This is a genomic window from Paraburkholderia sp. 22098, from assembly GCF_052045935.1.
GTDB lineage: Bacteria > Pseudomonadota > Gammaproteobacteria > Burkholderiales > Burkholderiaceae > Paraburkholderia > Paraburkholderia caledonica.
This window is the reverse complement of record NZ_JBQEPV010000008.1, coordinates 153,760-168,830: the sequence shown is the minus strand read 5'-3', so window position 1 is coordinate 168,830 and position 15,071 is coordinate 153,760. Positions and strand designations below refer to the sequence as shown.

Sequence of the window (15,071 nt, the reverse complement as noted above, 5' to 3'; positions counted from 1 at the left end):
CAAATCATCGACAACTGACAAATGGACCTTTGGATTCAACCCTGTGCACGGTGCGCCGACCTCTACGGGATGCCGGCGACCGAGCCCCCGCATCAAGACCTGACGCTCAACGGTGCGGGCGCCGTGAAAGATGCGCGAGCCGAGGAACACTACACGTGCCTTCGTTGTCGCGGTGTGTTTGCGCGAATCCTCGCGGGTCCGCCGACGCGGCGGATCTGGATGCTGCTGAACGCCGGACAGCATTGATGCGTGTGTCTTTAGTGCGTCCTCGCAGAGTCTTTCAACGTCACTGAGGGGGAAACTATTTCCCGGAATCGACTGCGATAAGACGAGATAGCTTAGATGCAGGCCGGCGAGCCGACCTTCCACTGTGCTCAGACCGGTGCAGCGAACGTTTCGTTTACCATCTGCTCGCTCAGACGCCAGAGCGCCGCTGCGTTGGCCGGGTCGAGCGCATAGCTTCGAACGCCCTCGCTAACAGGGGTGATCACGGCATCGTCAGGAACAACCCCGCTCACATGACAGTTCTCGCAGTACCGGCCGCCGATGTCATCGGCCGACGCGACTGCAGCAGTCCACACAGACGTCGCCGCTCCTTGTGGGATGGTCTTGAACTGGAAAGGCGCCTTCCCTTCAGATGCGAGCTGCTTGTTGATCGTCTCCACCATATTTGTCAGCTGTTCTTCGCCCATGTGTCGTCCCAGTTCAGTCTGGATTCCACCGGGATGGACAGCCGCCGCTCGTACGCCTCGGGCTCGATGCCGCTGGTCGAACGCAACCGCGAAAAGAATGTTTGCTGTTTTGGATCGGCCATATGCCACGAACGGGTCGTAGGGCGTGCGCTCGAAGCCCGGGTCATCGAGGTCGACATTCGCGAACCGGTGCCCCGAAGATGCGAGCATCACCACGCGTCCTCCGTCCGTGAGCAGGGACGCGAGCCGGTTCACGAGCACGAAGTGCCCGAGGTGATTGGTGCCGAACTGCGTCTCGAAGCCGTCCGCGGTCTTTCCTGGAGGTGTAGCCATGACGCCCGCATTGGCGATGATGATGTCAAACGGCTTGGCTTCGGCGAGCAGTTTGTCACTGCAGGCCCGAACGCTGGCAAGGCTCGCCAGGTCCAGTTCAACCAGTTCGATGCTGCCACCGCCCGCAGCGGCTTCCTGCCGCGCACCGGCGATTGCACGTGCTGCTTTGTCCAGATCTCTCGCAGCGCCGACCACGGTCGCACCGTGTGCTGCGAGGGCTCGCGCGGTCTCAACGCCAAGCCCCGCGGATGCACCCGTGACGAGAATCCGCTTTCCATCGAGCCGTATGCCCGACAACACATCGTCAGTCGTCGATGTCGCTCCTAGCTGCTTCGTCATGCCTTCTCCCGTCACTGTAAGATGAGGCCACTTTTACAATTCAATAAAACGGAGGATGTCTCCGTTTTCAATATACTAAGCGGAGTGTCCCTCCGTTTGCAAGTGCGAATTGCACCATGACTGCGTCCACGCCTAAAGAGAAAAAGCCACGAGCCGACGCGCTACGCAACCGTGAGCGCATCCTTGAAGAGGCAAAGAAAGCCTTCACCAGTGAAGGAGGTGACATTAGCCTCGAGGAGGTTGCGCGGCAGGCTGGTGTGGGCCCCGGGACGCTCTATCGCCACTTCCCAACCCGCGAGGCCTTGCTTGAGAGCGTCTACCGCGCCGAGGTCGAAAGCCTGGCGGAAGAGGAGCGACGGCTTACCCAGGAGTTGCCGGCCGACGAGGCGCTGAGAGAATGGATGCTGCTGTTCGTCGACTACATTGCGACCAAAAAAATAATTGCGCCGGCGCTCAACTCGATCGTCGGTGGGGCGACGACCGAGCTGTTTGAGTATTCCGGAAAGCAAATCAAGGCGGCAATTCAGACGCTTGTGTCGCGTGCGGTCGAGAGTGGAGACGTCCGGGCAGACCTGGAACCGCTTGATTTGCTGCGTGCACTGGTCGGCGTGTCGAATGTCGCTTCGGCTCCCGACTGGCAGCAAAGTGCGAAGCGACTGGTGGATATTCTGTTGCTCGGGTCAAAACCGGGCAACTGACACCTGCATACCTGGCTGTTTTCCGCATGCGTCAGCAAGCGCTTGCGTATCCGCAACAATCAGCGGAATAAGGCACGAACTATGCGCCGAGGGTCATGTGCACGGCAGACGCTTGCACGAGACGTTTTCTTCCAGGTGCATCATGAACTACATCGTTAAGACTTTTTGCGCTTCAGTTCTCGCGGTCGCGCTGTCGGTGGCAGCGTACGCACAAACCGGCCGGCCTGCTGGCGGGACGGCAACGCCCGGTGCCGGCGCCGGTTTGGCAAAGGCCCCAACCGGGAGTACGGACAGCTCCCCTGATGCCAAGGGCACTGGCGCCGATGAGGCGCGCATTGGTCCGTCGATAGGTCGTTCCACTCACAGCAAGACTAATGGTCTCAACATGGGCACTCGTAGTGGCGCGAACAGCGACGTCAATATGCCGCGGAACGCCCCGAAGCAAGGCGGCCAGTAGCTTGAACGCCACGAGGGCAGAGTGGGTCAACGCGTTGTCTTCGGGTCGGGCCAAGGCCAGCCCCTTCGCGCCTGGGGCGCATTCTGCGCGTCGGACGGCGCGGTCGTGACTGAAGTTATCGCCTCCGTGGCGCTATGCGATCGTTCGTCCCCCGCGTCATCCGCTTTGCCGGCAAGCCCGTCCCCAAACCATGCGACCTTTTTCCGAAGGTGGCCGACATAAGCGTTCCAGCCGTCAGGGTTCCCGTCAAAGAGCTCGTGCTGAACGGTCGACGCAAGAGCTTTGCGGTTGAGCTCGGTATCGAGCAGTTCCTTTGGCCAGAGGAAGAACGCGCTGGCGACGCGTGTGCTGAAATCGGCCACCGTCATCTTCGGCGCAAGCGTTCGCAGGAACCCAAAATCCCGGAACAAATGCAGTTCCGCCGCAAGCTGTACCACCGGCGTGTCGGGTGTAGCGGCGCGGCTCAGGCAGCTCAGAGCTTCGAGCATGTCTCCGAGGTGCAGTAGCAGTTCTCGTCTGTCAAATCGGTCGTCCATCTAATATCTCCATTCGCTGCATCCGCTTCAGAATAAATCAGCCTTTCCGGCGCAACGCTTCGTCCCGCAGCATCTTATCCTTGCGCGTCATCGTCGGCCAATTGCGACGCCATGCTCTGGTTGAAGGACTGAGTTCCGCTGCCCCGTAGACAAGGCGAGAGGTACGGGACCTCGCTAGCCGGCTTACGCATATCGTTGTCGCGCGGTGCGCAGGCGCGACTCAGTCACTGAAGCTTCAGTACAACTTCTCGCATACAGAGGACTCCAGGCACGACCCATGCGCGCCTGCAAAGCAGTTATGCGGGGAAGCCATGAGCAGAATATTGTTGGTAGGCAAAGAGCCCGATCTGATTGAGGTCCTGCGACTTTCTCTGGAGGCCGACGGTCATCACATCATGACGGCGCTCGATTGCCTGGAGGCGTTGGAAATGGTGTCAGGGAGACTTCCGGACATCGTTGTCACTGACTCGAAGACGGTAGACGCAATCGCCCTTTGTAAGTTGCAACGACACGCGCAGCCGGGCGAACGCTTTCGTGTCATCCGGCTCTCCGATGGCCCGCAGCCGACCGACACCCACGCGTCCCTTTTCGACGCCTACGTTCAAAAGCCGGTGGATGTTCAGCAGTTGCTATCGCTGGTTTCTCAACTGACAATAGAGAGACAGAATTTGAGTTCCGGCAGCGATATCGACATGAGATCACGCTGAAGTCTGCGGATGATCGTGTGGGCTTTGTTGTCGTAATGCGAACTCGCTGGTGAGTGCCGGACGAGTTTGTGAGGGTGCGCACATAATTCGCCGCCACCCATTGCTAGCCTTGCAGACTTGGGAGGTACCTAGCCATGCACGCAACGCCGGTCGAGTACGCGGGCGCAACCATAGTGCCCGTGGCGTCCCTATCCGGGAACGGTTATGCCGCGATTGCCATCGTTACCACCAGCCTCGGCAAACAGCGCGCCTATGGGCCGCTGAAACGCTTTCCTACCGAAAAAGCCGCATGCGAATACGCCGTGTCTTACGCGAAATCCCGGCTTGACCGCCGATGGAGACGCGCCAAGAAATGACAGGGCGCGACGGCGCTGCCTGCTGAGACAACGTCCGCTTGACGGCTTCGCGGCGTGGGCGGCGAGGCAGCGCGCTCCAAGTTGCGAAGCGACAACGCGGTGCGCGTTGGCTGCACCCAATCGCGCAATTTGCGAAGCGCAAATTGATGTTGTCCACGCCCCGAGTTGCGCTCCGTGCGCAGCGACGTCCCTGCGTCAGCGAAGCGAGACGTCGGCGTATCCAGAGGCTACAACCCCAGACGAAACGGTAAAGCAACGCGACTTGTTCAATGCCCTTCAGAAAACAGCACGCCTTGCGCGCTGGCGTGCGAAGCGGCTTTCTTGTCCGTTAAGAACTCATTGCGGTCCTTGCCTGCAATCCAGGCGGGTGCTCGCCCACGGCCGCTCCACGTCGAGCCGCTTATGGGGTCGCGGTACTTTGCTTCCAGCTCATTTGCCTGAACGCCTACTTTGCGCCCCGTCAGCTCGGAGACGGTGATGCCATACTCACCCATCTTTTGCACGATTTCGTTCAACACGAGGAGGGTCTCCCGTTCCCTGGCTTCAGCCAGTTGCTTGTCCAATGCTTCTTGTTGAGCGCGCAGTTGAGCGATTTCAATACCCTGATATGCCATATGTTCTGAACTCTGTTGCCGATTTGCCCGTCGATCGATTTCGGCGGATGGTTCGCAAGTATAGGCGGTTTAGATGCCCGCACGTGATACGGTCGAGCGATACGAAAAGAGGGCAGCAGTTTCGCCAGCACGACAACATAGCGACCGCTTGAAGTGACTTCGCGGGTAATCGAACGCATGGCCAGCACAGGCGGACATTGCGTTGAGAAAACGTAAGTTTTTCATACTGAAGCTCACTTGCAGTGAAATCAGTTGGACGGGTCGTGATGATGGTGATGCGCGTTGTCATGAGCGGCGTGATGCCCATGAGCGCCGTGTTCGTACTCGCCTCCCTCCATCATGCGCATCATGCGGGGACCGCCGGTTCTGAAAAAGACAATGCCGAGAGCGACGAATACGACGCCGAAAACGATGTCCAGCACGGTGGTGTAGTTGAAGGTAATTGCTGCGTCCACGACTGCTGTATGCCGTTGCGTCGGGACCCGTCCGAGTGACTGGAACAGTGCTTCAACCACGAGGGCCGCTGAGACCATCGCAAGATAGAAGGTCACAGCGAGGAACACCGTCATCCGGCCGCCGTAGTATTTCCGGTAGATGTTGAGAATAGGAAGGATGATGAGGTCGCCAAAGATGAAGGAGGCGACACCGCCGAAGCTGATACCGCCATTCCACAGCACTGCAGCGAGCGGTACATTTCCAACGGAGCAGGTGAACGACGCAACCGCAATAAAGGGGCCGACAAAAGCGCCCCAAATCATTGCCACCGTCGGATGACTGACAAGGAAGAATTTCTGCCAGAAGCTGTCCGGCACCCAGGCGCCGAGTGCGCCAGCGATTAGCAACCCGATCCCGATGTCGCGCCACAGCATCGCCCAGTTCATCACGTAACTATGGCTGATTGCTATCCACCCGTCTCGCGATGAGAGACGTTCCTTCCAGGTGCCGTGCTGTTCGCCCATCGACATGGCCGCATGCCCCTCCATACTGCCCGCGATGCCCTTATCTGCTTGCTCAATAGCTTCCTTCTTCAGCGACTGCCTGAGAAAGAAACGGAAGAGCAGCACCAGCACGATAATCATGATGGGGCCGCCGATGAATTCAGCAGCGGCGAACTGCCAGGAAATCAGCACCCACATCAGCACACCAAGTTCGAGCACCAGATTCGTGGCTGCAAACTGGAACGCCATCGCGGAGGTGAAGTCGCCCCCTTTACGCACAATGGAGCGGGCCATCGCGACGGCCGCATAAGAACATGATGAGGACGCGGCACCGAGGAGGCTGGCGACCGTCAGCGAGCGAGGCGACGCGTCAGGCAGAAGCTTCGACATCTCAGACTTCGAGACAACAACTTCAATCACGGCAGAGAACAGGAAGCCGAGACTCAATCCCCAGAAAATCTGCCACAACATCGTGAAGGCCATCCACAGCGCATGACCCAAGGCAGTGACAATCTGCATCGAAACCTCCTGGTAGACATCTATACCAACGGCGTCCGGTTATAGAAGTAAATGCCGTGATGTTCATGCCGTCGGCTTCGCAGATGTCTTCGAACCCCGCTCAGCGATCGGGAGGCCAGAAAGGTGGATGCTGGCACCGACATGGTCACATTGAAGTACGGCGCACTGGAGGACTCCCGGATGCCGTCTATCAGGCGGACATTGCCCGAGAGCGGGGAATTGCCGCACCTTTTCGAGTAGACGTTCCAGTGCCATCAAGAAAGATGAAATTTGGTCGATATTTAGCCTGTTGTATCTATTGACAGAGAGAAGACGTGGAGGACAACGATTATCTGGCGGCCTTCGCATTCTGCGTGACGGTCGACGCCATTCGGAAGGCGCAAGGGAAGATGATGCCAGAGGACCTTCCGGTTGGCTCTATGGAGCGCATGCAGGCGGAGGTCGACCTCATAGAAGACACGCTCCGCATGCTTGGCATAGCCCCGGACGCGGCGAACGGCTTCCAGGGCGGGCCGGAAGAGTAGTTGGCGCACTCGATGCATCTGGCTCTTGCGGAAACTTCTCCCTCCGCCCGGAAGGCGTGCTTTCGAATCAACGGGCTACGGCTCCCCAGGCCAGTTTGAACTTCGAATCTTGGTCTGGTCTAGCGAACCCTAGGCCAGCTTGATTTGCGAAGTTTTGCTGGGACAAGTTGAATTGCAACAGCACAGATATCGTTAGCAACCCACCATTGCATCAAGCACCAAAAAACCCGGCCCACCCCAGTGGTAACATTTGTTGTCACTCATCCCCGTTTCTCAACTCTGCTCCGGGCCATCGCATGCCAGACAGTTTCGACCAGCTCGCCGCCCTGATCCGGGCGCGCTTTTCCGAACTGAGCCCGCAATTCCAGATGGGCGCGGCATTCCTGCTTGACCATCCGGACGAGGTCGCGGTCTCGTCGATGCGCAAGGTCGCCGAGCGTGCGCAAGTGCAACCGGCGTCGCTCGTACGCCTGTCACAGCAACTCGGCTTTCCCGGCTGGAACGAACTGCGCAACCTGTTCGTCGCGCGCGTGCGCACGCGGCCCGAACCGCTCACGAGCCGCGCTCGCTCGCTGGTCAAATCGAAGGACGCGCTGGCCAACGATCTCCTCGTCGCGCAGCAACACAATCTCGACGTCACCGCGGCACACAACGGCCGCGTGATCGTGGAGGCAGCGCGCTTGCTGCGGCGTGCGCCGCACGTTCATGTTGCCGGTTTCCGCTCGTGCTATCCGGTCGCGTTCGGACTCGTGTACGGCTACCGGTTTTTCCGCTCGTCGGTGTCGCTGCTCAACGGCGAGGCCGGCACGCTCGAAATGCAACTTCGCACGGTGGAGCGCGATAGCGCCACCATTGTCATCAGCTTCGCGCCGTATTCGGTCGAAGCCGCGCGCGTCGCGGAAGCCGCGCTCGAAAAAGGCAGCAAGCTCATTGCCATTACCGACAGCGCCGTTTCGCCGATTGCACTGAATGCGGACAAGGTGCTGATCTTCGCGCACGAAAGCCCGTCTTTCTTTCCATCGCTAGTCGCGGCCACGGCGATCGCAGAATCGCTCGTTGCGCATCTTCTTGCACTGGAAGGCGCGGACGCCGTCGAACAGTTGAGCATCGCCGAGCAGTCGCTGCACGCGAAAGGCGTGTACGTGCCTTGATGTGAACTCTTTGTGGAATTGCCAGTGGTGCGGTCACGCACCGTTTGACAACAAATGTTGTTGAGAGATATAAATATGTATCGGTTGTTGATCGAGCGCACGTCGCAGATTGATCGGCCGCCGCCGTCCACTTCAGGTGAAAGCCATGTCCACCGTATTTCATCGCTCACCAAAGCAGTCGTTGCCGGTTGCCGTTGCTGGCGACGGCATCGAGATTATCGACTCGACGGGCAAACGTTATATCGACGCTTCGGGCGGGGCCGCCGTGTCGTGCCTCGGACATAGCAACCAGCGCGTGATCGACGCCATTAAACGACAGGCGCAACAGTTGCCGTACGCGCACACTTCGTTCTTCACGACCCAGCCCGCCGAGGAACTCGCCGACCGGCTCGTCGCGAGCGCGCCGCAGGGCCTCGAACACGTGTATTTGGTGTCGGGCGGTTCGGAAGCGGTAGAAGCCGCGCTTAAGTTAGCGCGTCAATATTTCGTGGAGAAGGGCGAACCGCGGCGGCGCCATTTCATCGCCCGGCGGCAGAGCTATCACGGGAACACGCTCGGCGCGCTGGCAATCGGCGGCAACGCGTGGCGGCGCGAGCCCTTCCTGCCGATGCTGATCGAAGCGCATCACGTGAGCCCGTGTTATGCGTATCGCGAGCAGCGCGCCGACGAAAGCGAGACCGAATTTGCGCAGCGTCTTGCCGACGAACTGGAACAGAAGATCATCGAACTCGGCTCGGATACGGTTGCGGCTTTCGTCGCCGAAACGGTGGTCGGAGCGACCGCGGGTGCGGTGCCGCCGGTACGCGAATATTTCCGTAAGATTCGCGCGGTGTGCGATCGCCATGGCGTGCTGCTGATTCTCGACGAAATCATGTCGGGCATGGGCCGCACAGGCTATCTGTACGCATGCGAAGAGGACGGCGTCGCGCCGGACATCCTGACCATCGCCAAGGGATTGGGCGCGGGCTATCAGCCAATCGGCGCGACGCTCGTCAGCGACCGGATTTACCGGACCATCGTCGGCGGGTCGGGTTTCTTTCAGCATGGCCACACGTATATCGGGCACGCAAGCGCGTGCGCGGCAGCGCTCGAAGTACAGCGCGTGATCGCCGACGAAAACCTGCTCCCCAACGTGCTGGCCCGCGGCGAACAACTGCGTGGCCTGTTGCGCGAGACTTATGCACGACATCCGCATATCGGCGATGTGCGCGGCCGCGGGCTCTTCGTCGGCGTCGAACTGGTTCGGGAGCGGGGCAGCAAGACGCCTTTCGACGCGGGCCTGAAAGTGCATGCCGCAATCCGGCGCGAGGCGTTCGCGCGCGGCTTGATGGTCTATCCGATGGGTGGCACGGTGGACGGCAAGATCGGCGATCATGTGTTGCTCGCGCCGCCGTTTATCTGCACCGCGAGCGATATCGACGAGATCGTCAGCCGGCTGGCCGATGCGATCGATGCTGCGTTGGTTGCCGCGTTGGCCGTTGCTCCCGTCGCGCGATAACCGTACGCGGCGATCCGCCGTTGACCATCTCAGCCATTCACCTCGACTTGCGAGACCGACAATGACCGAGCGTTTGCCCCCTTTCGATGTCGGCGCTGCCACGCCCGAACAGAAGGCCGTTCTCGACGAGATTTTGTCCGGTCCGCGCGGCAATCTGAACGGACCGTTTCTCGGCTGGATTCATAGCCCCGAACTCGCGCAACAGGCGCAGCGTCTCGGCGCGTTCTGCCGCTATCGCACCGGCTTGCCGCTGCGTCTTTCGGAACTCGCCATTCTCGTGACGGCGGCGCGCTGGCAGGCGCAGGCCGAGTGGTACATCCACTATCCGATCGCCTTGGAAGCGGGCGTTAGCGAAGCGGACGCCGAGGCGATCCGCGCAGGCCGGCGGCCCGATTTCGCGAATCCGGACGACGCGCTGATTCACGACTTCGCGAGCGAGCTGTACGACACCAGGCGCGTGTCGGACGCGACCTATGCAAAGGCGGTCGAGCGTTTCGGGCACGCGGTGGTGATCAACCTCGTCGGGCTGCTCGGCTACTACGCGCTCGTCGCGATGACGCTGAACGTGTTCGGCATGCGCACCATCGGCCAGCAACGCCTGCCGTTCGCCGAGTAGCCTTCAAAGGCCGCGGCGCGGCGGCGCATGTCACCGTCACGGCATTGGCACACGGAAGCGCCTATCATGAAGGTCGGTCCACGTCCGCGCCTGTCACGCAGCGCCGCACTCGCGACCCATGCCAAAGCCGCGGAACATCCGGGCGGGACCGTTGCGGCGGGCATTGCGATCAGTCGTGCAGCGCGTGAAGCAGGGCACAACAGGAGAGAACGATGAAGCGCAAGGCATCAGCAGTCTGGCAAGGCGGTCTCCAGGACGGCAAGGGCTCCATTTCCACTGACAGCGGCGTCCTGAAGGAGACTCAATATTCGTTTTCCACGCGTTTCGCGGACGGCATCGGCACAAATCCGGAAGAGTTGATCGCGGCTGCGCACGCGGGCTGCTTTTCGATGGCGCTTTCGGCGGAGTTGGGTAAGGCGGGCATTTCGCCGGAACGCATCGGCACCACGGCAACGGTCACGCTCGACAAAGACGGCGGCGGCTTCACGATCACCGCCGTGCATCTGGACGTAGCGGTGAAAATTCCTGGCGGCGACAAGGCTGCGTTCGACAAAGCCACCGCGGACGCCAAGGCGGGTTGTCCGGTGTCGAAGGTGCTGAACGCCACCATCACAATGGACGCGAAGCTCGAAACCTGAGCCGGGCATCGGCAACCGGCGGCGCGCAATGCTGCCCTGCATTGTTCGCCGCGCATCGAAACTTCCGCGCAACCCACGCCGCAGTGCCGGCATCTTACGCCGGCGCGGCGCTTCTCCAATGGCATCGCCATGACAACCCAGGCCGAAAAAGCAGCGCAATTCCAGGCGCTGCATGCAGCGCAGGACGCGTTCGTTATTCCCAACCCGTGGGACATCGGTTCGGCGCGGCTCCTCGCGCTGGCCGGCTTCAAGGCGCTCGCGACCAGCAGCGCAGGCTACGCGTTTTCGCGCGGCTTGCCGGATAACGCCGTGGGCCGCGCGCAGATGATGATTCACCTCGCTGAAGTCGTGGCCGCGACCGATTTGCCGGTCAGCGCCGATCTGGAAAACGGTTTTGGCGATGCGCCGGAAGACTGCGCGGAAACCATCCGCCAGGCGGCCCGGGCAGGCGTGGTGGGAGGCTCGATCGAAGACGCGACCGGTCGCGCCGACGAACCGATCTACCCATTCGAGGCCGCTGTCGAACGCGTGCGCGCCGCCGTCGAAGCGGCCCGCGCACAGTCTTTTCCTTTCACGCTGACCGCGCGCGCGGAGAACTACCTCGCTGGACGTCCGGATCTCGACGACACGATTCGCCGCTTGCAGGCCTACGAGGCCGTCGGCGCCGACGTGCTGTACGCACCAGGCCTCAAGACGCGCGAGGAAATCGCCGCCGTGGTCGGCGCGCTGAAGCGTCCCGTCAACGTGTTGATGGGTTTGCAGGGCGTTTTACTCAGCGTCGACGAATTGCGCGCGATGGGCGTGCGGCGCGTGAGCGTCGGCGGCTCGCTCGCGCGCGCGGCATTTGGCGCGTTCCTGCGCGCCGCGCATGAGATACGCGATCACGGCACCTTCGGTTACACGAAAGACGCGGCGAGCGGCAACGAACTCAACCAGCTTTTCGCCAAGGCCGAGGAAAAGTGGCCGACGCCGGGCTAGGCGGGCTGCTGTCCCTGATCGGCAGTCAGGGTGACGGCAATGCGGAAGTTATCGGTCGTTTGACCGGTACCGCCGCGATTGCTGACATGAGATCCTTTTGCCGTTGCCGCCGCGCTCGCATTCTCTTCTAACTTTTCACGGAATCATCAGGATGGACGATAAGGACATTCCTCTTGCCAATAGCAACGTCGCATATCAAACCTTGCTACGGGAGAACGGCTACACCGTCGCTAAAACGACTGTCCGCGCAGGCGGCGAGACGCAATGGCATCACCACAGCAACGTCAGTGACCGCTTTCTCGTAGTCAGCGGAGTGCTGACTGTGGAGACGAAAATCGGCGGCCTGGTCAAGAGCACAAAAGTGCGTGATTTCTTCAACGTCGATCCGGGTGTCGTTCATCACGTCAAGAACGAGACGGAAGAAGATGTCGTCTACATCATGGTTCAGGCGGGGGGCGCCCCGGACATCGTGCTAGCCGCGGCTCCAGGTTGAGCGTCGGAGCCGCTGCACGGGTCGAGCGATCACAGCAAGCCCATTGCCGATGCCCTGAGCGTGGCTACCGCGCGCGTTGAGCATTCGAGCTTGCGAAACACGCTCTCCACGTGCGTGCGCACCGTGCTCGGGCTGAGCGCCAACTCCTGCGCGACTTCCTTGTTGCTCGCGCCTCGCGAAATGGCGCGCAGCACGTCGATCTCGCGGGCAGAGAGGCGTGCGCCTTGAGACGTGCCGCTGGGGGCGCGTCGGGCGACGGCCGCGCCGTCACCCAGCACTGCCTCCACCGCGTGGCCATCCAGCCGGCCGCTTGCCGCCTCGTCACGCAACTGCTTCGCCGCTGCGTCGGCGGAGAATGCCGCACGCCACGGACGCGCCGAGCGCAACGCCACCCACACCACCGACGCCGCCAGTATCCGCGCCTCGAGCGATAACGCCGCATTGCGGGCCGCACGAAAATAGCCGGAGCCGTCCAGCCGTTCGTACGCATGCGACGCAAGCTCGGCCGCTTCGCCGAGCGCCCCGGCCTGCTGGCCTGCGCGCCATGTCCAGTAAGGGACGAGGCGCACTTTTTCCCAGGCGCTCGGCGGCAGGCCTCGGGCCATGTTCCACACATTGTTCGGAACCGCCGCGCGGCCAATACCGTGAATCAAACCCGCGCGATAGACGCGCCGGTGCGTCGCTTCGTCCGGAGTGAGCCGCGCACAGCCAGCAGCTGCCGTCGCGGCCACTGCGCGCGAGAAGCCGGTCATCCACGGCAGCTTCAGGTCGATCACGTCGGCGATCAATTCCGCCGACGTCGCCTGTTGCATTCGCGACGTCGTCAACGCGGCGTCGAGATCGGCAGGGGAGAGCTGATCCAGTTCCGTCAGCCAGGAGGGCGCTTGGCGCGCGGCGGTGTCGACGAGCCGCGCCGGATAGCGGGTGTCGGCGCGTTGTGCAAGCAGCCCGAGCGCCCGTTCCACACCATACGTGCGGGCGAAGACCTCCAGATCGCCGGCGAGCCCGATTACGTACACCGGAACCGGCACCGCCGCTCCCTCCAGACGCGCGGGGAGCCCGTTGCCGTCCCACGTTTCGAAGATGTGCCGCAATGTAGTTTCGGTTGCGGGTGCGAGGCCCAGCATGCGCGCGATTTCGCCCGACACCTCGCAATGAATTTGCGCGAGCGGCGTGAGCACCGCGGCAACGCCGCCTAGCGCCTCGAGCGGCTCGATCCAGTCCACGCGACCTTCGAGCATCGCAACGCGGCTTGTGATGTCGTCGCCGAAAACGTCGGCGAAGCCCGCTGCGTTCGCCGTGCACCCTGACCAGCGCAGCATCGACGCCTCGCGGACGGTGTCGCATGCCGTCGCGTCGATGCCGGCGGCCTCGGCAAGGCGCGCTGCGAGCCACCCCGTGCGCAGCGAATGGTCGGTTGGCTGGCCCATGCTCAGATCGCCGATGAAGGCGAGCGCCTTCACCGAATCGAATACGCGCAGCGGCGTGTGACCAGCATCGTCGTCGATCGTTGGGGTCATGTGAACAATCACTTTGGGAACGACTGGTAACTATATGCGATCCCGCGTTTTGAGGAAGGGTCGGTCATCTGACCGATGCCGCCGAAGAGCGCGAAATGCGATGCTGTCATGCGATTGTTACCACCGATCAGACCCGACTACACACGGAGTATCCATGTCCTTCCGACTTCAACTCGTCGTTTCGGCGATTGCCCTCACGCTCGCTAACGCCTCGTTCGCTCAACCCTCGGCGGACAAGCCCGAACGGATCAGGGGCACCATCCAGTCGTATTCGGCCGGCACGCTCCAGGTACACCGGCGCAGCGGCGAAACGGTCAGCATCGCAGTAGACGATTCAACCGGCCTGAATGCGGTGAAAGCCGTACAGCTTTCGGATATCAAACCCGGTACTTACGTAGGGGCCGCCGCAATGCCGGGCGCCGACGGCAAGCTCGTGGCGAAGGAAGTCCTCGTATTTCCCGAGGCCGCGCGCGGAACTGCCGAAGGTCACTATGCATGGGACCTCGGCGCGAATAGCTCGATGACAAACGCGAACGTCGATACGGTCGTGCAGGGCACCAGCGGTCGCGACCTCAAGCTTTCGTACAAGGGCGGCAACAACACGGTTACGGTGCCCGCGAACGCGCCGGTCGTCACGCTCATTCCCGCTACACGCGACGAACTGACCTCGGGCAAGCGGGTGTTCGTCGTGGCGAGCCACGGCGCAGGTGCCGCCTACAAGGGGCTGCAGATCGTCGTGGAGAAGGACGGAGTGGCACCCCCGATGTAAGTTGGGCCGTCACGAGCGTTACGTATGAAAGCCGCTGACGAGGCGCCACGGTAGCGGAGATCAGAAAAGGAATTGCAATGAATGAACATCCCATGAATGCCAATAGCGTTCGAGAAGAACACTGGCTAACGCGTTACTACTTTATGCGGACCGCGTTTTCAGCGGTTTGGGTCGCGCTTGCTTTTTCGGTCGGGCAACGCTCACCGGAGGCGACAGCGGCTCTGCTTTTCGTCTATCCCGCGTGGGACGCGCTGGCCAATTACTTCGACATGTCGCGCAGCGGCGGAATGGCGGAAAGCCGCACGCAGGCAATCAACATTGTCATCAGCGTCATCACGGCGATCGCGGTAATTCTGGCGTTGAGAACCAGTATGAGCTGGGTGCTTGGCGTCTTCGGGGCGTGGGCGATACTGTCAGGGCTCTTGCAACTCGGAACTGCGCTGCGCCGCTGGAAGCGCTCTTCGGCACAATGGGCGATGGTTCTGAGCGGCGCACAATCGGCGCTGGCAGGTGCTTACTTCATCGTGCAAGCCGGAGTGGCGATGCCCCCGGCTATCTCACGCATAGCGGGATACGCCGCGGTGGGCGCAATTTATTATCTGGTTTCCGCGGTTTGGCTCTATGCACGCCGGCTGCGCCGCAAGGTCGCCTGAACGGCGGAAAGAACTGGCCATTCTCACGACGCCATTCGCTCT

16 protein-coding genes are annotated in these 15,071 nt (G+C 61.4%); 11 read left to right on the top strand and 5 right to left on the bottom strand.

The window, feature by feature from the left end:
* Positions 1 to 374: 374 nt before the first annotated feature.
* Positions 375 to 1,364 carry an SDR family NAD(P)-dependent oxidoreductase gene (locus tag ACTJLB_RS18540; protein ID WP_440784121.1) on the bottom strand — a complete coding sequence of 330 codons (990 nt, stop codon included), beginning with the start codon at positions 1,362 to 1,364 and terminating at the stop codon, positions 375 to 377.
* A gap of 116 nt (positions 1,365 to 1,480) precedes the next feature.
* On the opposite strand from ACTJLB_RS18540, the gene ACTJLB_RS18535 reads away from it, so the two are divergent.
* Entirely contained in the window at positions 1,481 to 2,062 is a 582-nt protein-coding gene (locus tag ACTJLB_RS18535; protein ID WP_440784119.1) for a TetR/AcrR family transcriptional regulator, read from the top strand.
* Positions 2,063 to 2,545: 483 nt separating this feature from the next.
* Here the strand turns inward: ACTJLB_RS18535 and ACTJLB_RS18530 are convergent, their stop codons facing one another.
* Positions 2,546 to 3,055, bottom strand: coding sequence for a hypothetical protein (locus tag ACTJLB_RS18530; RefSeq protein WP_440784118.1), 510 nt, complete (start codon positions 3,053 to 3,055; stop codon positions 2,546 to 2,548).
* 311 nt (positions 3,056 to 3,366) lie between these two features.
* Between ACTJLB_RS18530 and ACTJLB_RS18525 the strand changes: the two genes are divergently transcribed.
* Entirely contained in the window at positions 3,367 to 3,762 is a 396-nt protein-coding gene (locus tag ACTJLB_RS18525; RefSeq protein WP_408419216.1) for a response regulator, read from the top strand.
* Between the two features lie 622 nt (positions 3,763 to 4,384).
* On the opposite strand, the gene ACTJLB_RS18520 is transcribed toward ACTJLB_RS18525, so the two are convergent.
* Positions 4,385 to 4,732 (bottom strand): H-NS histone family protein, encoded by a 348-nt coding sequence (locus tag ACTJLB_RS18520; protein ID WP_020070889.1) that lies wholly within the window; start codon positions 4,730 to 4,732, stop codon positions 4,385 to 4,387.
* 248 nt (positions 4,733 to 4,980) lie between these two features.
* A complete protein-coding gene (locus ACTJLB_RS18515) occupies positions 4,981 to 6,189 on the bottom strand; it encodes a permease (RefSeq protein WP_440784117.1) in 1,209 nt (402 codons plus the stop codon).
* Between the two features lie 314 nt (positions 6,190 to 6,503).
* Between ACTJLB_RS18515 and ACTJLB_RS18510 the strand changes: the two genes are divergently transcribed.
* From ACTJLB_RS18510 to ACTJLB_RS18480, 7 genes are all read left to right on the top strand, one after another.
* A complete protein-coding gene (locus ACTJLB_RS18510; RefSeq protein WP_440784116.1) occupies positions 6,504 to 6,713 on the top strand; it encodes a hypothetical protein in 210 nt (69 codons plus the stop codon).
* A 296-nt stretch (positions 6,714 to 7,009) separates the two neighbouring features.
* Positions 7,010 to 7,864, top strand: a complete 855-nt coding sequence (locus tag ACTJLB_RS18505) for a MurR/RpiR family transcriptional regulator (protein WP_440784115.1) — start codon at positions 7,010 to 7,012, stop codon at positions 7,862 to 7,864.
* Between the two features lie 145 nt (positions 7,865 to 8,009).
* Complete coding sequence (locus ACTJLB_RS18500; protein WP_440784114.1) at positions 8,010 to 9,362, top strand: aspartate aminotransferase family protein; 1,353 nt, start codon at positions 8,010 to 8,012, stop codon at positions 9,360 to 9,362.
* A gap of 61 nt (positions 9,363 to 9,423) precedes the next feature.
* Positions 9,424 to 9,978 (top strand): carboxymuconolactone decarboxylase family protein, encoded by a 555-nt coding sequence (locus ACTJLB_RS18495; RefSeq protein ID WP_440784113.1) that lies wholly within the window; start codon positions 9,424 to 9,426, stop codon positions 9,976 to 9,978.
* A 212-nt stretch (positions 9,979 to 10,190) separates the two neighbouring features.
* Positions 10,191 to 10,616, top strand: a complete 426-nt coding sequence (locus tag ACTJLB_RS18490; RefSeq protein ID WP_020070885.1) for an OsmC family protein — start codon at positions 10,191 to 10,193, stop codon at positions 10,614 to 10,616.
* 129 nt (positions 10,617 to 10,745) lie between these two features.
* Positions 10,746 to 11,594: an isocitrate lyase/PEP mutase family protein gene (locus tag ACTJLB_RS18485; RefSeq protein ID WP_440784112.1), complete on the top strand. Its 849-nt coding sequence runs from the start codon at positions 10,746 to 10,748 to the stop codon at positions 11,592 to 11,594.
* A gap of 151 nt (positions 11,595 to 11,745) precedes the next feature.
* A complete protein-coding gene (locus ACTJLB_RS18480) occupies positions 11,746 to 12,087 on the top strand; it encodes a cupin domain-containing protein (protein WP_310350776.1) in 342 nt (113 codons plus the stop codon).
* Positions 12,088 to 12,116: 29 nt separating this feature from the next.
* Here ACTJLB_RS18480 and ACTJLB_RS18475 read toward each other — a convergent pair whose 3' ends face one another.
* Entirely contained in the window at positions 12,117 to 13,607 is a 1,491-nt protein-coding gene (locus tag ACTJLB_RS18475; RefSeq protein ID WP_440784111.1) for an HD domain-containing phosphohydrolase, read from the bottom strand.
* A 154-nt stretch (positions 13,608 to 13,761) separates the two neighbouring features.
* Between ACTJLB_RS18475 and ACTJLB_RS18470 the strand changes: the two genes are divergently transcribed.
* Both ACTJLB_RS18470 and ACTJLB_RS18465 read left to right on the top strand, forming a co-directional pair.
* Positions 13,762 to 14,376, top strand: a complete 615-nt coding sequence (locus ACTJLB_RS18470; RefSeq protein ID WP_020070881.1) for a hypothetical protein — start codon at positions 13,762 to 13,764, stop codon at positions 14,374 to 14,376.
* Positions 14,377 to 14,453: 77 nt separating this feature from the next.
* Entirely contained in the window at positions 14,454 to 15,029 is a 576-nt protein-coding gene (locus ACTJLB_RS18465; RefSeq protein WP_131318642.1) for a DUF308 domain-containing protein, read from the top strand.
* Positions 15,030 to 15,071 lie beyond the last annotated feature (42 nt).